Below are 18254 nucleotides of genomic sequence, written 5' to 3'. Positions count from 1 at the left end.
CATGAACGAAAAAATTCAGCACATAGCAGATTCCGAATGGGAAATTCCCACAAATTTCGTTCCCGGCATGCGGGTGCCGGGCAGGTTTTTCCTCTCCGAGAGTCTGGCAAAGGGCCTCGAAGAAGGAGCGCTGACCCAGCTGGCAAACGTTGCGACACTGCCGGGTATTCTCTGCAACTCGCTTGGCATGCCTGACATTCACTGGGGATACGGATTTCCCATCGGCGGCGTTGCAGCGTTTGATGAAGAGACCGGCATTATTTCCCCGGGCGGCGTCGGGTTTGATATCAACTGCGGGGTTCGGATGATCACAACACCCCTCACACTTGCCGACATCCCTGACATGAAAGAACTTGTCGAAAGCCTGTATGAAACCGTGCCTACCGGGGTCGGCTCAAAAAGTCCGGTGCGGCTATCGCAGAATGATCTCTCTTCAATGCTTACTGACGGCGCAAAAAATGCGGTTGAGCTTGGCTATGGTATGAAAAGTGACATCAGCAGATGTGAGGAGAATGGTGCAATGCCGGGAGCTGAGATCGAGTTTGTCAGCAAGAAAGCACGGCAGAGAGGAGTGCCCCAGTGCGGAACGCTTGGGTCCGGCAACCATTTTCTTGAAGTGCAGGTAATCGATGAGATCGCTGATGAAGCTACGGCGAAAACATTCGGTGTTGCCGAAGATCAGATCTGTGTTATGATCCACTGCGGGTCACGCGGTCTTGGCCATCAGGTCTGTACCGATCATCTGCAGGTCCTTGAAGAGGCGACAAAAAAGTACGGGATTCGTCTGCCCGACCGTCAGCTTGCCTGCGCACCGCTTCATTCGCCTGAGGGCGAGGCCTACTTCGGTGCAATGGCAGCGTCTGCCAATTATGCATGGGCAAACCGTCAGGTGATTACGCATCTGGTCCGCGAACTTTTCGCGAAAAAGTTCGGCATCAGCTATGAAGAGATGCCGCTCGTCTATGATGTTGCCCACAATGTGGCAAAGTGGGAAGAGCATGATATCTCATGCGGCGGGCCACGCCGCCGCGTCTGTGTTCACCGCAAGGGCGCGACCCGCGCCTTTGGCCCCGGCAGAAAAGAGATTGTGCAGGAGTTCCGCGACGTCGGCCAACCGGTCATCATTCCCGGAAGTATGGGTACCTCCTCCTATCTTCTTGCAGGAACTGCGGGTGCAATGGAAAAGACGTTCGGCAGTACCTGCCATGGCGCTGGACGTGTCCAGAGCAGATCATCAGCCAAGAAAAATCTCACCGGAGATATGGTTGCACATGATCTTGCCAGGCGCGGAATTATTGTGCGGGCACCAAACGCGGCGGCAATTGCCGAGGAGGCGCCGGATGTTTACAAGCCCAGCAGCGAGGTTGTGCAGGTTGTGCATGATGCGGGAATTTCCCGCATCGTTGCCCGGTTCCGGCCTCTTGGAGTGATCAAAGGATGAATGAAAACTCAGGTCATGTTGCGGTATTCTGGGACAGCAAAATGATGTTCCATCGTCTTGTCGAAGATTCCTGCGGATACTGCGAGGCGGTAACGCCTCTGATGCTTGCGGCCCCGTTCTACAAAGGAAACTACTCAGGCGTAATAATTCCAACCGGCTTTGGCAATCTGCAGTACTCCAAACTCCTTCCTGCTCTTCGTGCGGTCTCTGACCGCGTGGAGGAGTATCTCGAAGAAGGCGGACGGCTGTTTGTTTACGGAGCAGCAGATTCGGCAAACTCCGGCAATCCGTACAACTGGCTGCCGGTCGAGGTGGAGTACCACTTTGAGTTTGCCGAGCATAAGCTTACCATCGATGAGTCATCGCCTTGGAAGTCGTTGTTCGATGGTTATGACACGAACGCGTTTCCAACCGACGGCTGGTTTACCAAATACTCCGGCAAACCGATAGCTGTTGCTGAGAACGGCTGTCCGGTTTTTGTTGAGTGCAAAATAGGCGAAGGAACCCTGCTGCTCGCAACCGCCCATGAGTATCCGGCGGACGCGTTCCTCAAACAGTTTGGTGCAGAGGGTCAGACGTTTAGATTCTGATACTGGCAACTAACACTCGTCGTAGCTCCGCCCACGGAAAAAACGGAACAGACACGGAAAAATCACGGAGCAGACGTGAACATCACGGAAATAATTTTTTTTGAATTCTGTGATGTTCTCGTCTGCTCCGTGATGTTTTTTCGTGAAATTCTGTGTGTTCCGTTTTTCCGTGGGCGACTCAGAATTAAAAATGCAACGCCGTTTTGAACGAAATCTTCTTCATGATCTAACCCATAGATTGATACTATAGATGTTCCGGATGAAAAACCCGGAGCGGAGCGGTTATGACACAGACACTATTTGATGTTCTGCGGATCCTTGATGAGGCCGGTATTGGCCATCCGGTGCCGGGAGAGGTTATCAGCGAACGCCTTGGGATTACCCGTACCGCCGTGTGGAAATATGTGAATCTTCTTCGCGAGATCGGATACCGGATAGATGCACAGCCAAAGACAGGCTACTCGCTGGAGAAACGGTCATGGCTTCTGCTTCCCTATGAAGTGAAGCGGTACCTCAAGACCCAGGTCATCGGTCAGGAGATGCATCACTTTGAACAGGTTCCGTCAACCGATGCACTTGCACGCCAGCTGCTGCACGAGGTCGGCGATGAGGTGGCCCCGGGAACGGTGCTTGTCGCAGAACAGCAGACCGGCGGCATCGGAAGAATGAACCGCGTCTGGATGAGTCCTGAGGGCGGCATCTGGGCAACAATTGTGCTGATGCCCAAACTCAATGTTGATCAGACGTTCACTATTATGATGGCAGGTTCCCTTGCACTGGCGCGTGCAATTCGTCAGGAGTTCGGGCTTTCGGCACTGATCAAGTGGCCGAACGATGTGTTTATCGGCGACAAAAAAGTTGCCGGCATGACGATTGAGCTTACCGCAGATGATGATATTCTCCGCTACTGTCTGGTCGGTGTCGGTATTGATGTAAATGTCTCGGTGGAGAAGACGATGCCGAATATTTCCAATCTGGTTACGTCCATCTCCGACGAGCTCGGTCATGAGGTGGAGCGGGCGGAGTTCTTTGCAAGATTCCTCAAGGAGTTTGAACGCCGCTATAATATGGTGCTGAAAGGAGAGACCGAACCGCTGTTCCGCGAGTGGCGGAGTCTGTCCTGCACCCTGCACCGCCGCGTCCGCATCCGGACGGTACGGGAGAGCTTCGATGGAGAGGCTATCGATATTGATGAGCACGGAGCTTTGATCGTCCACCGTGACGGTGGCGAGGTCGAACGCGTTATTGCGGGCGACTGCTTCATGCTCTAACTATTTTTTTAAACGCAAATAGCGCGAATAAAAATCGCCAATGGCGATTTTTCAATATTGATTGTAATTACTTATTTTTTAGACGAAATTCTTCGTTTCGAGATGTACAGATATTTTTCTGAAAAATCGCTATTGGCGGTTTTTTTCATTCGCGCTATTCCGCGAAGCGGTAAGCAGGCCAAAGGCATGCGATTCGTGCTCTTCGCGTTTCAAATTCTCACACAGTCCGCAGTAAACCCAAGCTCAGCAATCATTTTCACATCCTCCAAAAGACAAACACCCGCAGTCGTCAGCATGTCTCCAGAGATTGCAGCATTTGCACCGGCAGTGAACAGCTCGCTGTCGGCATTTGGCAGAAGTCCGCGGCCGCCCGCGATGCGGATTTTTGCATCAGGCAAAAGAAAACGATACAGGGAAACAATTTTTCTCGCGTCAAAAAGTCCGAGTGGCTTCGCATTCTCGAGCGGGGTTCCCGGAATCGGATGCAGGATGTTGATTGGAACAGATTTTATCCCAAGTCCCCGAAGCTCCAGCGCCATATCGATACGATCAGTCACGGTCTCACCGATTCCGAAAATTCCGCCGCTGCATACCTCAAGTCCTGCCTCTTGTGCTGCTTTGATCACTGCTATCTTGTCATCATACGAATGCGTTGTGCAAATTTTTGGAAAATAATTTCTGGACGTCTCCAGATTTGCATGATATCTGGTGACTCCTGCCTCCCTCAGCCGCCTGAGATCTGAACCGGCCAGCAGACCATGGGAAGCGCAGAGGGAAATTTTGCAGATCTTTTGAACTGACCGGTAGTTGGTCAGAAGAGTTTCCAGCTCATCACCACTCAGTGTTTTTCCGGCGGTGACAAACCCGCAGCGGTTAGCACCCAGAGAATAATTTTCAGCAATTCTGAAAAGATGCGGCGTGATGTCTTTTATGCCGGAGGATGAAGTCCCTTGGGAGTAATGTACTGACTGGGCACAGTAGATACAGTCCTCAGAACATCCGCCGGATTTTGCATTTAAAATCATGCAAAGATCAAATGATTTTCCGCAGAAGTGTTCGCGGATCTCATTCGCCGCGACCGCAAGAGGAGCATGATTCTCCTTTGAGAGGGACAGCGCATCCTCTCTTGTCAGCTCTCCGCCGCTCAGAACTTTTTCCTGCATCTGATCTATGACACTCATTGCCAACCTCTATCTTTATTGTGAACTTATGCCAAATAAATAGTTTACAATAATGTACGGGAATGAAAAACGTTCACAACTGATTGCCTTCTCGGCCGTCTTCGTTGCCCTCATTGCAGTCGGAGGATGGATATCCATTCCGATCATGATGATTCCCTTCACCATGCAGAATTTTTTCATGCTGCTCGCAGCAGCAGTCATGAAACGGTACGCAGTAATTCCCGTAGGACTGTATGTGCTGCTTGGAACGCTCGGGCTGCCGATTTTTCACAACGGAACGGCAGGAATCGGTGTGCTGCTCGGGCCCACCGGAGGATTTCTGATCGGTTTTTTCCTCATGTCAGGAGTTGCCGGACTGTTGTTTGAGAAAAAATCCGTCCGGTTCGACATTCTCGCGCTTGTTCTGTTCGGCGTCGGCAGCTATCTCTTTGGTGCCGGATGGTTTATGATCTCAACCGGTGCGTCCGTAGTCGCGGCTTTTGTTGCCTGTGTTCTGCCGTTTGTGATAGGAGATGTGATCAAATTCGCAGTCATCGAAGTGATCGTACTTCGGCTGCGGAAATCAGGAATAGATCTGCTATGATCTCTTTTGAAGAGATCAGATCCGGGATACTTGAGATCCCGGAACTCTCGCTCGCTCCTGGGATAACCGCAGTTGTCGGAGATAACGGAGCAGGAAAAACAACATTTCTTCGCATCTGTGCCGGACTTTCCCTCCCGAAAACCGGAACCGTTTCAATCGACGGAAAAAATCCAAGAGAGTGTGAGGTCGGGTATGTCTCAGAGTTTCCGGACCGTCACATGATATTTTCTGTTGTGCGGGATGAGATCGCATCACCTCTGCGGTTTGCCGGAAAAAGTTCTGATGAAATTTTTGAATCAGTATTGGCGGTTGCCGAAATACTCAACATCACCCACCTTCTGAATCGCGAATGTAAAACACTTTCCGGCGGAGAAAAAATGCTCATCGGTGTTGCGACCGCACTTGTTGCAAAACCAGTTCTGCTGGTGATGGATGAACCTGACTCGCATCTTGATCCACAAACCTCTGCAGAACTTTTCACAATCATCAGAGAATCAGACTGTCCGCACGTACTCTGGAGCACGCATGCGAAAAAAATTATTCAGCGTGCGGATCAGACTCTCGAACTTGTCCAAGGCAGAGTGAGTGAGCCATGAAACTTTTTTTTGACTCTGTCAAAATTTCGCGGGATGAATTCACGCTCTCTGTGAACGAAACATTTCAGGAAGGGCTGCATCTGTTTTCAGGAAAAGTCGGCTCCGGCAAAACAACACTCGCCCTTGCAGCGGCAGGGCTTCTGGCTCCGGACGCAGGAGTCGTTCGACATGATGGGTTCGAAAGCAGACCAGTTCTCCTCATGCAGTTTCCCGAGTATCACGTGACCGGCTCGACGGTTTCTGAAGAAATTGCATCATGGAAAGTCTTCGGTACCGAAGAGCCGTTCGGCTTGCTCGGCGTGCAGGCGTCAGACCGCGACCCGATCACCCTCTCCCGCGGAGAGCTGCGGCGCCTCGAACTTGCCTGTGTGTTTTCGCGGGAACCGGATCTGTTGATCCTTGACGAGCCTTACGCATCCTTGGATATGTCTGCAAAACCAATCCTCACCACACTTCTGGAAATGCGGCGCGGCACAACACTGGTGTTTTCCCATGAAACTGAAAATGTGCCGGACAATGCCGAACACTGGAGGATTTCGGCAGGGGGCGTTCATCATGAGTGATGCAAGGATTCGTCTTGTATCAGTCATCGTCCTCTCGCTTGTTGCATTCTCCGGAATTTTTGGTGCGGCTCTTGCGCTTCTCTGGTGGCTGGTGTTCTGTTCACGCGAAACATTTGCAAAAATATCCTGGAAACTTGTGCTGCCGGTAAGTATTCTCACCGCAGGATTTCCCGGCCTTGTTTTGACACTCACGGGCAGCGGTGATGGATTCATTTATGCCGCAAAAATTTTCGCACTCCTGCTCTTGGCATTCTGGGTTGGCGCTGCACGAAAATCCGGGGAGTTTCTGGATCTTGGTGTCTGGGCGTTTGGCAACAGACTTGGATTTGATCTCGGACTCACCGCTGAACTCTCCATGCAGTTTCTTGCAGGCATCGCAGACGATTTCTCTCACATGAAAACCGCTCTTACGATCAAAGAACAAAAGCTCAACACAAAAACCGTTCCCTCCCTCATGCTTGGTGTTCTGCTGTTATCTCTTGCGCGTGCAAAAAATGTCGGGTCACTTCTTGCAAGAAGAGGCTACATCTCAGGAGGTACGTACATCCCTTCGTTTTCTCATGCACGAGCTGATAACGTCAAAATACTCTGCGTCGCATGCATTGCCGCGGTCGTATTTTTCAGTATTGCCTCTTAAGTCTTGCCTCCCACGGAAAAACGGAGTACACGGAAATTTCACGGAAAAAACATCACGGAGCAGACGAGAACATCACGGAATTCGGAAAAATTGATTTCTGTGGTGTTTTCGTCTGCTCCGTGATGTTTTTTTCCGTGAAATTTCCGTGTACTCCGTTTTTCCGTGGGCGGCTCATCAATCCCAAACAGTGTTTTACCCATAACCGAATGTATAATCAGATTCGTATTTTTCCGGTGAAATCATTTTTGTGTAGTGATTCACTCTATAATACTCTTTGGCAAGAGGCAGAATAGGCCGAATCAATCAGGACTACTTTTTTATCTTTTCATTCCAAAACAGTATAGGTTTAGATAAGCTGCACTCATGATGCAGAACGGGAGACAACCATGACAAAGCTTTACATTACGGACACAACCCTTCGGGACGCACATCAGTCGCTCGCCGCAACGAGGATGCGTACCGAAGATATGATCGACCTCGCAACGGCGATGGAGAAGGCGGGCTTCTGGTCAGTCGAAGCATGGGGAGGTGCCACCTTTGACACCTGTATCAGATATCTGAATGATGATCCATGGAAACGTCTGCGGGATCTGAAACAGATCTTCGTCAAGACACCAATACAGATGCTGCTTCGCGGCCAGAACCTGGTCGGCTACAAACACTACCCAGACGACGTCGTTGACAAGTTCGTTGCCGCTGCGGCATCGAATGGTATCGACGTTTTCCGTGTATTTGACGCGCTCAACGATATCCGCAATATGACGCGTTCAATGACTGCTGTCCAGAATGAAGGAAAACATCTGCAGGGAACCATCAGCTATACCACAAGTCCGGTCCACAGTACAGAGACGTTCATCGACATGGCCGAAGAGCTCTACAGCCTCGGCTGCAACTCCATCTGTATCAAAGATATGGCAGGACTCATCATGCCGGAGGCAACCCGCGAACTGATCACCGGCATTAAGAGACGCATCGATATCCCAGTCTGTCTGCACACCCACTCAACAAGCGGCATTGCCCCGATGAGTTATCAGGCAGCTGTTGAGGCAGGAGTCGATATCCTTGACACCGCCATGTCCCCGTTCGCCGGCGGAACCTCACAGCCTGCAACCGAAAGTATCGTCGCATCCTTGATCGGTACCGAACGCGACACCGGTATCTCCCTTTCCGTTCTCCGTGACATCAAGAACGAAGCGTCCGCAGTCCGCTGCAAATATGACTGTCTCATCAACCCGATCTCGGTTCGGATCGACAGCGATGTTCTGATCTATCAGCTCCCGGGCGGTATGATCTCAAACCTTGTCTCCCAGCTCAAAGAACAGGGAGCACTTGACAAGATGGATGATGTGCTGCTCGAAATTCCGGTGGTCAGAAAAGATCTTGGATACCCGCCGCTGGTCACGCCGACCTCGCAGATTGTCGGAACCCAGGCTGTTCTCAATGTTCTGATGGGCGGCAGGTACAAGACGGTGACCAACGAGGTCCGCGACTATCTGAAGGGAATGTACGGAAAGTCTCCGGCTCCACTCGATAATGCGCTGGTCACATCAATTATCGGTGATGAGGAACGCATCGACTGCCGCCCGGCAGATACGCTTGGCCCGATCTATGATAAGATGAAGACCGATGCCGAGTCGCAGGGTCTGATCAAAAAGGAGGAGGATGTCCTGACCTACATTCTCTATCCGGCAATTGCCCCGGCATTCCTGAAAGGCGAGAAGACCGCAGAGGCACTCCCTGCCGTTGCACCTGCGGGTGCTGCGGCAGCGCCCGCGGTTGACATTGATATCCCACGATCGATGGAGGTTGAGGTTGACGGCGAGGTGTTCATGGTCAGGATTCTGTCGGTCGAAGGCGAGTCGGTCTCTGCCGGCAGCTCGGAGCCAGGGAAACGCCAGACCTCCCGCGGCGATGTGCCGGGTGGTGTGAAGAGCAGTATTCAGGGAATGGTGCTTGACATTAAGGTACAGATGGGTCAGAAGGTTTCGGCAGGCGACACTCTTCTCGTGCTGGAGGCCATGAAGATGGAAAACCCGGTGGTCAGTCCGGTTGACGGAACGGTTACGGAGATCTTTGTGGAGAACGGTGCGGTTGTACAGAGCGGCGACGTTCTCGTGGTGGTGAAATGAACAAAGACCGGTACTTCGACAAGGTTCTGGTCGCAAACCGCGGCGAGATCGCAATTCGCGTGATGCGTGCATGCCGTGAGATGGGCATTGAGACTGTGGCGGTCTACTCGGATGCGGATGCGGATGCTCTGCATGTGAAGTATGCGGACGAAGCGTTCATGATCGGTTCTGCGCATCCGACGAAGAGTTACCTGAATATGGATCGTATCTTGGAGGTCGCACAGATGGCGGGAGCCGATGCGATTCATCCGGGATACGGATTTCTTGCGGAAAAAGCTGCATTTTCTGCTGCGGTGAGCAAGGCTGGCCTGACCTTTATTGGTCCATCGGAAAAAACGATCTCGATGATGGGATCAAAGATCGGATCAAAGCAGGCGATGGCTGATGCTGGCGTTCCGGTACTGCCGTGGACGCGAAGTACCGAGCATGATGAGGCGAAGGCGTTTGCAGACTCGATCGGTTACCCGGTAATCGTGAAGGCTTCGGCTGGCGGCGGCGGTATCGGCATGACGATTGTTCGCAGCGCTGCTGAAATGGATGAGGCGATCGAGAAGTCGATGCGCACAGCTGCGTCTGCATTCGGTGACCCGACGGTGTTCATCGAAAAGTATCTGGAAAACCCGCGACACATTGAGGTGCAGATCTTTGCAGACTCCAAGGGCGATGTTGTTCACATGTTCGAACGCGACTGTTCTATTCAGCGCCGTCACCAGAAACTGGTGGAAGAGGCACCGTGCCCGATCATGACACCTGAGCTGCGCGAAAAGATGACGCAGTCTGCAATGACGGTCGCAAGGACCTGCAACTATGAGAATGCCGGAACGGTGGAGTTTCTGTATGACAACGGGAACTACTACTTCATGGAGATGAACACCCGTCTGCAGGTGGAGCACACGGTAACAGAACTCATCACCGGTCTTGACATGGTGCGGATGCAGATCAAGGTTGCGGCAGGCGAGCCTCTGCCGTACTCGCAGGATCAGATCATCTGCCGGGGCCACGCGATTGAGTGCCGTATCAATGCCGAGGATCCTGCGAACAATTTTGCGGCTGATGCCGGAAAAATTACCCGCTACCGGTCTCCCGGAGGACCGGGCATTCGTATTGACAGTTGTATTCACGTAGGGTACTCGATTCCTCCGCTGTACGATTCGATGATCGCCAAACTCTGCGCCCGCGCGATGACCCGCGAGGAAACAATTGCCAGAATGCGCCGCGCGCTGATGGAGTATGTTATCCTTGGCGTGAAGACGACACTGCCCCTGCATTATGCAATTATGAACAATCCTCAGTTCGTTGCCGGAGATACGCACACGAATTTCCTTGAAGAGCCTGCGGTGAAAAAGTATCTGCCGCGCTATATGCGGGAGAGCGAGACGCGTATGAACCAGCTTGCAGACTCGCTCGGCCGCGGAAAGGAGAAGACGATTGCGGTGACGGCTGCGGTGAATGCCTATATGGCAGCAGCTGCGGCGAAGAATGCGAAGGGGAAACAGTAACCCTTCTTTTTTGGAATAAAATCAGTAACGTATATATTTGGAAACATCCTTCTTGTAATGCACTTCTTGCTGCGGTGGCCTAGCTGGTTAGGGCGCGGGACTCATAATCCCGAGGTCGGGGGTTCGGATCCCTCTCGCAGCACTTTTCAAACGATTTTATGATTTTATTTGTGAGAACAATACGAGACCTACTATTTCTCTTTCTGAGTGAGTTTCAATCTCGGAGATGAAATTTTTGATCGCCATTTCTACGAACTGGGATAGATTAATTCCATTTTCTCGAACAAATGCAATGCACTCCTCCGGCAATGTGATGTTTACCGGTTTTCTCATGCGATTGTTTTTTTGTATTTTTTCTTTATGCGCCATTTTTTTCTCATTCATCGTATGTGGGTGACATCATGAAATATTTTCGTCCTTTTTTCTAACAGAAGTTGCGCGGTGTGGTGTCAAAAAAAATTTAGTTTCTTTTTTTCTGAAAAGTGTAATCGAGGGAGGTACGATGAGAAAAAAAACCATACTCACCACTCCAACATAAAACCGATAAATTTGCCAGCTGTTATCCAGTGAGGTCGAGAAGGACGCAGGCGATTAGCCGGAGTCCCGACCGAACGCAAGATAACAGCGATTGGCAAATTTGGAATCTGTGTGAATCTGTGGTTGGTTTTTCCAAGTAAAATCCACTCACCACTAACCTGTTCACATTTTTCAGAAAAAAAACAGACTAAATTTTTTGACACCACACACCACGTAAGTCCTATTGAAAAAAATAGTTCACTTTTTTCCTGCGACAGCACATTTTTTCTGTACGCACATGTGCGCACATCTGTATACGTGGTGAACACGTCCAATAACTCGTGTCGAAAATTTTCAATTTTTTCGACAGATGCAAACACATCTGTATACGCGGTGAACACGTCCGACAACTCGTGTCGATATTTTTTGATTTCTTCGACAGATAGATATGGGTGGTAAACAATATTATTCAAAGAGACAATGGCGCACACAGATCCGAACACCCCCTACAATACCATGCCAAATCTTCCACCGGAGGCTGAGATTGAGACGATTCGGATATGGAGAGCCTGTGCTGAAGCAAAAACATCTCTTGCACGGATGCGGGAAGCAGGCAAACTCATTCCAAACCAGAGGATCCTCATCAGCTCCATCCCGTTACTCGAAGCAACTGCGAGTTCCAGAATTGAAAATATTTTCACCACCAGTAATGCCCTCTACACTGCACTCTCGGTTCCTGAGGAAATATCAGATCCGGCAACAAAGGAGGTGCTTCGGTACCGGGAAGCACTCGCTGTCGGCGTCGGCGAATTAAAGTCCGGAAAAAAACTCGGAGAAATACTGCTGACCCGTGTCTGTTCCGTTCTGCTGGATCATGAGGTTGATCGACGAAGAGCGGGCGCAGATACTTACATCAAAGGCCCGGAAGGACGCGTGTACACTCCTCCGGATGATCCAATCATTCTCGAAGATCTGATACACCATCTGGAAGAGTACATAAACGGCGACAGGGAACCTGACCCGCTGATTCGTCTCGCACTAATTCACTATCAGTTTGAAGCAATACATCCGTTCGGGGATGCGAACGGAAGGACAGGGAGAATTCTGAATATATTATACCTGATCGATCAAGATCTCCTCGATATCCCGATACTCTACCTCAGCCGGCATATCATCCAGCACAAATCCGAATATTACCATCGACTTCGGCAAGTTACCGAGAACGAGGAGTGGGAGGAGTGGATTGTTTTCATGTTGAACGCGGTCAGGGAAACCGCTGACTGGACCTATGACCGGATTCAGGCGATCAAATCCCTGATGGATGAAACGATTGAGATCTGTAAAGAGCGTCTGCCGAAGATTTACTCGTATGATTTAGTTGAAGAAATATTTCTTCAGCCGTACTGCAAACCTGCTTTTCTTGTTGATATCGGTATTGGAAACCGGCAGACCGCGATGAAGTATCTGAAGGCCCTCGAAGATACTGGCATTCTTGCATCGATACGGATCGGAAAGGAGCGGATCTATGTGAACACCAGACTGTTTGAACTGCTGAAGTTCATCGATGAGTAGACGTCACCGATACTTCAGGTACTCCAGAAACCGCTTGACCGCAAGAGACGCAGTTTTGGTATCACGGAGAGCAATGCCGATGTTGCGGAACGCAGGAACGTTCAGTTCCTTTGCAGCAATTTTATAGGGGACACGCCGGAGAATCAGCTGCGGCAGGATGCTGATGCCAAGCCCGCTCTCGACCATCGACATGATCGCGTAGTCATCCCATGTCGTGAAGTGTACCTTTGGCGTCAGATGATTTCTCTCAAAGATCTCGGAGATCTCTGCCTTCGCCCCTTTCTCCAGAAGCATAAATGGATCATCACAAAGTGCCTGAACCGGAAATTTTTCGCAGTCCGCGAGACGGTGATCCTCAGGCAGGATCACACGCAGCTGATCCTGTTCGAGAAAAATTGTTTCTAAGTCAGGATGAGTGGGGAGACGGAGGAACCCGCAGTCCACGCGGCCCTCCAGAATCCATCGCTCAATCTCGGTGTAGTCGCCGAGCAGCAGTTCGTAATCGATGTTCGGGTAATCCTTCTGGAACTCTTTGATGATGTTCGGCAGCCAGTGGGTTGCGACGCTGGAGAATGTTCCAATCCTGATGAGGCCGGTTTCCAATCCATTCAGTTCGTTCATCTGCATCTGGAGTTTCTGAAACTCGTCGCAGACGCGTTGAGCATGCGGCAGAAGTTTGAGTCCTTCGGAGGTGAGCCTCACTCCGGCACGGCTTCGTTCAAGCAGTGCTACCTTCCATTCGGTTTCGAGATCATGGATCATTCGGCTGATTCCCGACTGGGAGCAGCCGAGTGCCTCGGCTGCTTTGGTGAAGCTGCCTGACTCCACAGTTTTGATGAATGCCTGATACTTTTGAATGTTCATATCCATGCGGTTTTCGCCACCAATACATCCGTTTTTGTAATTTAAAACTAATAAAACATTTGTTTTTGTAATCTTTAAATAGCTAAAGAGAGATATGTGTAGCGAATGAATGGGGCTTACGCTGCGTACGTCGTTTCGCTGATTCTGTTTGGTTTGAATGGAGTTGTGGCGAGCTACATCTCTCTTCCCAGTGATCAGATTGTATTCTTGCGGACGCTCATCGGCAGTGTTGTGCTGCTCTCGGTCTTTCTTGGCCTGCGAAAAAAGTTTACGTTCCTTCAATACAAGCGGGATTTTTTGTATGTTGCAGCATCCGGTGTTGCGATGGGGGCAAGCTGGATATTTTTGTATGAGGCGTACCAGCTGATTGGTGTGAGTGTTTCCTCACTTGCCTACTACTGCGGGCCGGTTATTGTTATGCTGTTTGCGCCGATTTTGTTCCGCGAGAAGCTGACATGGGTGGGCATTGCAAGTTTTGTTGTTGTGTTGTTCGGGACATTTTTTGTGAACGGCGATGTTTTGTTGGCAGGGGGAAACGGCTGGGGACTGTTTTGCGGGGCGATGTCTGCGGTGATGCATGCGGCGATGGTTATCTGTACGAAAAAAGCGGTACATATCGGTGGGCTGGAGAATGCGACATGGCAGCTGATCTTTAGTTTTCTTGCGACCGTTGCGTTTATGATATGTATCGGCGGAAGCTTTTCGTTCGAGATTGCAGCAAGTGATTGGCTGCCGATTTTGATCCTTGGTGTGTTCAATACCGGCATCTGCTGTTATTTGTATTTTTCTTCAATCGGTCATCTACCGATTCAGACTGTATCCATCTGCGGATATCTTGAGCCGTTGTCGGCTGTTGTGTTCTCAGTACTGCTGCTTGGAGAGGTGATGCTGCCGGTGCAGATCTTTGGAGCGGTACTGATCTTAGGGGGCGCTATGGCAGGAGAGATGTATGTGTATCGGAGTAAGGAGAAGGTGTTAGGATGAGAATTTGAAACGCGAATGGCGCGAATCACATGCCTTCCACACGCCGTTCCGTCGTGTTCAACTCCTCCTTTCAGGAGTCGTTTCGGCCTGCTCACCGCTTCGCGGAATAAAAAAATCACCAATGGCGATTTTATTTGTGTTTTGCTGAAAAATGGTGAACGGATTGCAGGAAGGCGATTTATATATCTCAACCATCTACATTTTTCAGAAAAAATCTGAATGAGATGAGCTCGTGACATCACTTATGTGTCGATTTTTTTCAAATTATTTTCTCTACTACTACTATGTACTGTACTTCAAAGTACAGTACAGTAAGAAAAGAAGAGAAAAACATCGGGGAGGAAAAAAGTGTTAGGCAGTCGCCCAAGAGATCATAGACTACATCCCTCTAATCTTTCCAAGGAATTCTGAGTGCAATAAAATCCCATTAATCACATTTGAATAAACAAAAATCTTCCCTAGCACAATCTATAACCACCCATCCGACAAATATATTCACAGGAGGAATGCCGGCCTCATACCTATACCAAAAAGACCGGCCGATCACCACCATGAAAACAATACTCTACTACTTTACCGGTACTGGCAACAGCCTTGCGGTTGCAAAAGCCATAGCCGACCGGCTGGCTGACACAGAACTCGTCCCCATCCCCATGCTCATGCTCAAAGGCGAAATGATCCATGCGCCAAAAGACGCAAACATCGGCATCGTCTACCCGATGTATGCGCTCGGCCTGCCGAACATCGTCGTAAACTTCTTCAAAATCCTTGACCTCAAAGAAGCAGGTTACGTCTTCTCCGTCGTCACCGAAGGAGGAAAATTCGGCTCACCCACCAAACAGATTGCAGCCCTCACCAAAACAAGCGGTCACGACCTCAACGCTGCATGGTGGATTCAGATGCCGGACAACTACATCCCCATGTCTGCGCCGCCCGCAAAACCGGAACAAAAAATCATCCGTGAAGACGCACTCAGAAAAGTTGCCGTCCTCGTCGATGCCGTTGGCAAACGCCAGCCCAGACCAATCGACCTCACCATCCCGGGAAAAATCCTCAAGTTCGTGATGTACAAACCATTCATCAAAAGAATTCACACATTCGGCAAAAAATTCGTCGTCAGCCCAAGCTGCAACGGCTGCCTCATCTGCCGCGATGTATGCCCGGTCAACAACATCGAAGCACTTGCAAAAGGCAAAAAACAGTGGCTCGACCACTGTGAAGGATGCCTCGCCTGCCTGCAGTTCTGCCCGGTCGAAGCCATCTCCTGCGGAGGAAAAACCGACGACCGGCCAAGATACCACCACCCCAACGCCACCGTCGCCGACATGAAAGCACAAAAAGGCATGAATCCCGACGAACCAAAACAATAATCATCTTTTCTTTTTTTCCTGCGGAGATCACCAACCCCTCAGGGGCTTTCTTTTATCCTTTGAAAATCAATACTACTAAGCTATGGAACTACCCCGGTATGATATCAACAAATATGATCCGAAACGGATGATGCTCATCCCGTTTTTGATCTTTCTTGTTGCCGCGGCCATCGTCGGATTCACCTTCGTGACCACCGGCATGCCCGTCACCCCCGGCATCGACTTTGCCGGCGGTACCGCCGTGACAATTCACACCACCGATACCAAAGAACAGATCGCTGCATACTACGCAGACTATCCCATAAAATCCATTGACGAAGGAGTCGGCAGCGGAGGATACTACCTCAAGTTCGGACCCATGTCCAACGAAGAGATGATGCAGTTCAACGAAGACACACTCGCCAAATACCCTGACGCAAGCATCGACCAGATTGGTGCAAGCTTTGGCGCAACACTCCAGTCCCAGGCGATGATCGCAATCCTCTTCGCCTTCATCGGCATGGCAGTTGTAGTCTTTATTGCGTTCCGCAAACTCATCCCTGCAGCAACAGTCGTGTTTGCCGGAGTCGCCGACATCACCATCACCGCAGGCGTCATGAACGTTGTCGGAATCGAACTCTCCCTTGCAACCACCGCAGCACTTCTCATGCTGATTGGTTACTCGGTTGACAGCAACATTCTGCTCACGAGTAAAGTACTCAAACGCCAGGGAAAACTTGCCGACAAAATGGCAGGTGCATTCCACACCGGATTCATCATGACCACCACAACGCTCGGGGCAATTGTTGCCATGTTTATCGTTGCCCTGATCGGCCAGGTGCCGACGCTCTACAATATTGCGGCGGTTCTGATCATTGGTCTGATCTGCGATATGATCTTCACCTGGGCGTTCAACGCAGGAGTTCTCCGCATCTATATGGAAAAAGAGGAGAACACCAAACAGCCTGCTGCAAATAAACCAAAGATTAAGGGGTCGAAATCATGAGCGAAAAGAAATCATCAGGATGGCTGTCAACCATCAAGGACGTGCGCGTCCTTCTGGTCATCATCCTTGTCATCATCTCCCTTATCGCAATCTTTGTTCCGTTCGGCGACCGCGGTGACGCAATGACCAACCTCCAGTTCGGTCTGGACCTCGACGGAGGTTCATGGATTCAGCTTGAGTTCCAGGCAGAAGTTGTCACGATCGGTTCCGGGGCTGATGTAAATACAGTTGCCGAAAAGATGGGAGCTGAGCTTGACTGCACCGTGATACCAATAGATCAGTATCATCTGGAGGTCCAGAAGAAGGCAACCGAAGAAGAACTTCGTGCCGCAGTTGAAGCGGCAGGCGCGACCTTCATCGGTTACGAAAAAGGTGTCAGCTCCGCGACCGCAGATACCGTCAAACGAATTCTTGAGTCCAAGGTCAACAGTCTTGGAACAAGCGACGTGAAAGTCAATACTCTGGCCAACACGAACGGTGTTTCCCAGTATGTCCGCATTGAGATGGCGGGCGTTGACATGCAGACCGCCCAGCAGCTCGTCGGCAAGCAGGGTCTCTTTGAGATCAGAATCGTTACCTCGGGTAACGAGACCGCTCATGTCCTCTACGGCGATGCGGTCGCATCTGTGCAGAACCCGACGCAGAATCCGGCAGGTTCCAACAACTGGGGTGTCGGATTCAACATCAACAATGACGGAGCAAAGGCTCTGCAGCAGGCAGCGATTCAGTACGGAGCTACCACCAACCCGCAGGCACATAATCTGAATATGTATCTGGATGGCGAGGAGGTTTACAGTGCCCCGCTCTCGAATGATCTTGCGATGCAGATTGCAACCCATGCGGTGAACAGTCTGTATGCCGGAACCGGTTCGGGCGAGGCAGGACAGAAGCAGGCTCAGGAGCTGGAGATTCACTTACGTGCAGGCGCACTGCCGGTGCAGGTGGAGATCGCAGGATCCGGATCAACGTCTGCGACGCTGGGCGACTACTTTAAGATCGTCTGTCTGATTGCAGGTATTGCCGCACTTGCGGCGGTTGCGGTTATGGTTTATCTCCGTTACCGGGTAATTGAGATTGTTCTGCCGATGATTGCAACAAACGTTGCAGAGATTATCATCCTGCTCGGTATTGCAGTCTTCATCCAGCAGCTGGATATTGCGGCGATTGCTGCATTGATCGCGGTTCTTGGAACTGGTATTGATCAGCTGGTGATCATCACTGATGAGGTGGTGCATGAAGGAAAAGTTCCGTCACAGGCTTTGTATATGAAGCGGCTGACACGGGCACTGACTATCATCACGACATCTGCGGCAACGGTTATCATCGCAATGTTCCCGTTGATCCTGATGGACCTCTCGACCCTCAAGGGTTTTGCGATCATCAGCATCCTTGGTATTCTGATTGGTGTCCTTATCACAAGACCGGCGTACGGTAAGATTGTGATGGATATCATGGCGAAGTGAGAAAAATATT

The 18254-nt window shown here is 50.6% G+C and carries 17 protein-coding genes and 1 tRNA gene; 15 read left to right on the top strand and 3 right to left on the bottom strand.

Annotated features, from left to right (window positions below; all coding sequences use genetic code 11):
* Position 1 precedes the first annotated feature (1 nt).
* From McpAg1_RS00210 to McpAg1_RS00200, 3 genes are all read left to right on the top strand, one after another.
* Positions 2-1441, top strand: a complete 1440-nt coding sequence (locus McpAg1_RS00210; protein ID WP_338093262.1) for an RtcB family protein — start codon at positions 2-4, stop codon at positions 1439-1441.
* Complete coding sequence (locus McpAg1_RS00205; RefSeq protein ID WP_338093261.1) at positions 1438-2031, top strand: hypothetical protein; 594 nt, start codon at positions 1438-1440, stop codon at positions 2029-2031. Before McpAg1_RS00210 ends, McpAg1_RS00205 begins: the two co-directional genes overlap by 4 nt.
* Before the next feature lie 284 nt (positions 2032-2315).
* On the top strand, positions 2316-3302 hold the full coding sequence (locus McpAg1_RS00200) for a biotin--[acetyl-CoA-carboxylase] ligase (RefSeq protein WP_338093260.1): 987 nt from the start codon (positions 2316-2318) through the stop codon (positions 3300-3302).
* Positions 3303-3511: 209 nt separating this feature from the next.
* Here McpAg1_RS00200 and bioB read toward each other — a convergent pair whose 3' ends face one another.
* Positions 3512-4483: a biotin synthase BioB gene (gene bioB / locus McpAg1_RS00195; protein ID WP_338093259.1), complete on the bottom strand. Its 972-nt coding sequence runs from the start codon at positions 4481-4483 to the stop codon at positions 3512-3514.
* Positions 4484-4535: 52 nt separating this feature from the next.
* On the opposite strand from bioB, the gene McpAg1_RS00190 reads away from it, so the two are divergent.
* The 7 genes from McpAg1_RS00190 (at position 4536) to McpAg1_RS00160 (ending at position 10632) form a co-directional block, all read left to right on the top strand.
* The gene (locus McpAg1_RS00190) at positions 4536-5066 is read left to right on the top strand and encodes a biotin transporter BioY (protein WP_338093258.1); all 531 of its coding nucleotides are present in this window, start codon (positions 4536-4538) and stop codon (positions 5064-5066) included.
* Positions 5063-5662 carry an ABC transporter ATP-binding protein gene (locus tag McpAg1_RS00185; protein ID WP_338093257.1) on the top strand — a complete coding sequence of 200 codons (600 nt, stop codon included), beginning with the start codon at positions 5063-5065 and terminating at the stop codon, positions 5660-5662. Before McpAg1_RS00190 ends, McpAg1_RS00185 begins: the two co-directional genes overlap by 4 nt.
* A 50-nt stretch (positions 5663-5712) precedes the next feature.
* Positions 5713-6225 (top strand): ATP-binding cassette domain-containing protein, encoded by a 513-nt coding sequence (locus McpAg1_RS00180; protein ID WP_338093256.1) that lies wholly within the window; start codon positions 5713-5715, stop codon positions 6223-6225.
* Complete coding sequence (locus tag McpAg1_RS00175) at positions 6218-6862, top strand: hypothetical protein (RefSeq protein ID WP_338093255.1); 645 nt, start codon at positions 6218-6220, stop codon at positions 6860-6862. Before McpAg1_RS00180 ends, McpAg1_RS00175 begins: the two co-directional genes overlap by 8 nt.
* A gap of 386 nt (positions 6863-7248) precedes the next feature.
* Complete coding sequence (locus tag McpAg1_RS00170; RefSeq protein ID WP_338093254.1) at positions 7249-8991, top strand: pyruvate/oxaloacetate carboxyltransferase; 1743 nt, start codon at positions 7249-7251, stop codon at positions 8989-8991.
* Positions 8988-10490: an acetyl-CoA carboxylase biotin carboxylase subunit gene (locus McpAg1_RS00165; RefSeq protein ID WP_338093253.1), complete on the top strand. Its 1503-nt coding sequence runs from the start codon at positions 8988-8990 to the stop codon at positions 10488-10490. Before McpAg1_RS00170 ends, McpAg1_RS00165 begins: the two co-directional genes overlap by 4 nt.
* Positions 10491-10558: 68 nt before the next feature.
* Positions 10559-10632: transfer RNA gene (locus McpAg1_RS00160), tRNA-Met, on the top strand.
* 14 nt (positions 10633-10646) lie between these two features.
* Here McpAg1_RS00160 and McpAg1_RS00155 read toward each other — a convergent pair.
* Positions 10647-10859, bottom strand: a complete 213-nt coding sequence (locus McpAg1_RS00155) for a type II toxin-antitoxin system CcdA family antitoxin (protein WP_338093252.1) — start codon at positions 10857-10859, stop codon at positions 10647-10649.
* Positions 10860-11486: 627 nt separating this feature from the next.
* On the opposite strand from McpAg1_RS00155, the gene McpAg1_RS00150 reads away from it, so the two are divergent.
* Positions 11487-12578, top strand: coding sequence for a Fic family protein (locus tag McpAg1_RS00150; protein WP_338093251.1), 1092 nt, complete (start codon positions 11487-11489; stop codon positions 12576-12578).
* A 3-nt stretch (positions 12579-12581) separates the two neighbouring features.
* Here McpAg1_RS00150 and McpAg1_RS00145 read toward each other — a convergent pair whose 3' ends face one another.
* A complete protein-coding gene (locus McpAg1_RS00145; RefSeq protein WP_338093250.1) occupies positions 12582-13448 on the bottom strand; it encodes a LysR family transcriptional regulator in 867 nt (288 codons plus the stop codon).
* A 99-nt stretch (positions 13449-13547) separates the two neighbouring features.
* Between McpAg1_RS00145 and McpAg1_RS00140 the strand changes: the two genes are divergently transcribed.
* The 4 genes from McpAg1_RS00140 to McpAg1_RS00125 all read left to right on the top strand — a co-directional run bounded on the left by McpAg1_RS00140 (position 13548) and on the right by McpAg1_RS00125 (position 18244).
* A complete protein-coding gene (locus McpAg1_RS00140; RefSeq protein WP_338093249.1) occupies positions 13548-14426 on the top strand; it encodes a DMT family transporter in 879 nt (292 codons plus the stop codon).
* Positions 14427-14932: 506 nt separating this feature from the next.
* Positions 14933-15796, top strand: coding sequence for an EFR1 family ferrodoxin (locus McpAg1_RS00135; protein WP_338093248.1), 864 nt, complete (start codon positions 14933-14935; stop codon positions 15794-15796).
* Between the two features lie 82 nt (positions 15797-15878).
* Positions 15879-16781: a protein translocase subunit SecF gene (locus McpAg1_RS00130; protein WP_338093247.1), complete on the top strand. Its 903-nt coding sequence runs from the start codon at positions 15879-15881 to the stop codon at positions 16779-16781.
* Positions 16778-18244 carry a preprotein translocase subunit SecD gene (locus tag McpAg1_RS00125; RefSeq protein WP_338093246.1) on the top strand — a complete coding sequence of 489 codons (1467 nt, stop codon included), beginning with the start codon at positions 16778-16780 and terminating at the stop codon, positions 18242-18244. Before McpAg1_RS00130 ends, McpAg1_RS00125 begins: the two co-directional genes overlap by 4 nt.
* Positions 18245-18254 lie beyond the last annotated feature (10 nt).

Source organism: Methanorbis furvi, from assembly GCF_032714615.1.
Classification (GTDB): domain Archaea; phylum Halobacteriota; class Methanomicrobia; order Methanomicrobiales; family Methanocorpusculaceae; genus Methanocorpusculum; species Methanocorpusculum furvi.
Note: the sequence above shows the minus strand (reverse complement) of the source record. Positions and strands in the feature narration are given on the sequence as shown.

What these genes read in the sequence shown, in the direction of transcription:
- McpAg1_RS00210 (WP_338093262.1), top strand. Translation starts at nt 2, where the DNA reads ATGAACGAAAAAATTCAGCACATAGCAGATTCCGAATGGGAAATTCCC.
- bioB (WP_338093259.1), bottom strand. Translation starts at nt 4,483, where the DNA reads ATGAGTGTCATAGATCAGATGCAGGAAAAAGTTCTGAGCGGCGGAGAG.
- McpAg1_RS00175 (WP_338093255.1), top strand. Translation starts at nt 6,218, where the DNA reads ATGAGTGATGCAAGGATTCGTCTTGTATCAGTCATCGTCCTCTCGCTT.
- McpAg1_RS00190 (WP_338093258.1), top strand. Translation starts at nt 4,536, where the DNA reads ATGTACGGGAATGAAAAACGTTCACAACTGATTGCCTTCTCGGCCGTC.
- McpAg1_RS00125 (WP_338093246.1), top strand. Translation starts at nt 16,778, where the DNA reads ATGAGCGAAAAGAAATCATCAGGATGGCTGTCAACCATCAAGGACGTG.
- McpAg1_RS00145 (WP_338093250.1), bottom strand. Translation starts at nt 13,448, where the DNA reads ATGGATATGAACATTCAAAAGTATCAGGCATTCATCAAAACTGTGGAG.
- McpAg1_RS00140 (WP_338093249.1), top strand. Translation starts at nt 13,548, where the DNA reads ATGAATGGGGCTTACGCTGCGTACGTCGTTTCGCTGATTCTGTTTGGT.
- McpAg1_RS00200 (WP_338093260.1), top strand. Translation starts at nt 2,316, where the DNA reads ATGACACAGACACTATTTGATGTTCTGCGGATCCTTGATGAGGCCGGT.
- McpAg1_RS00155 (WP_338093252.1), bottom strand. Translation starts at nt 10,859, where the DNA reads ATGGCGCATAAAGAAAAAATACAAAAAAACAATCGCATGAGAAAACCG.
- McpAg1_RS00150 (WP_338093251.1), top strand. Translation starts at nt 11,487, where the DNA reads ATGGCGCACACAGATCCGAACACCCCCTACAATACCATGCCAAATCTT.
- McpAg1_RS00170 (WP_338093254.1), top strand. Translation starts at nt 7,249, where the DNA reads ATGACAAAGCTTTACATTACGGACACAACCCTTCGGGACGCACATCAG.
- McpAg1_RS00185 (WP_338093257.1), top strand. Translation starts at nt 5,063, where the DNA reads ATGATCTCTTTTGAAGAGATCAGATCCGGGATACTTGAGATCCCGGAA.
- McpAg1_RS00205 (WP_338093261.1), top strand. Translation starts at nt 1,438, where the DNA reads ATGAATGAAAACTCAGGTCATGTTGCGGTATTCTGGGACAGCAAAATG.
- McpAg1_RS00165 (WP_338093253.1), top strand. Translation starts at nt 8,988, where the DNA reads ATGAACAAAGACCGGTACTTCGACAAGGTTCTGGTCGCAAACCGCGGC.
- McpAg1_RS00130 (WP_338093247.1), top strand. Translation starts at nt 15,879, where the DNA reads ATGGAACTACCCCGGTATGATATCAACAAATATGATCCGAAACGGATG.
- McpAg1_RS00135 (WP_338093248.1), top strand. Translation starts at nt 14,933, where the DNA reads ATGCCGGCCTCATACCTATACCAAAAAGACCGGCCGATCACCACCATG.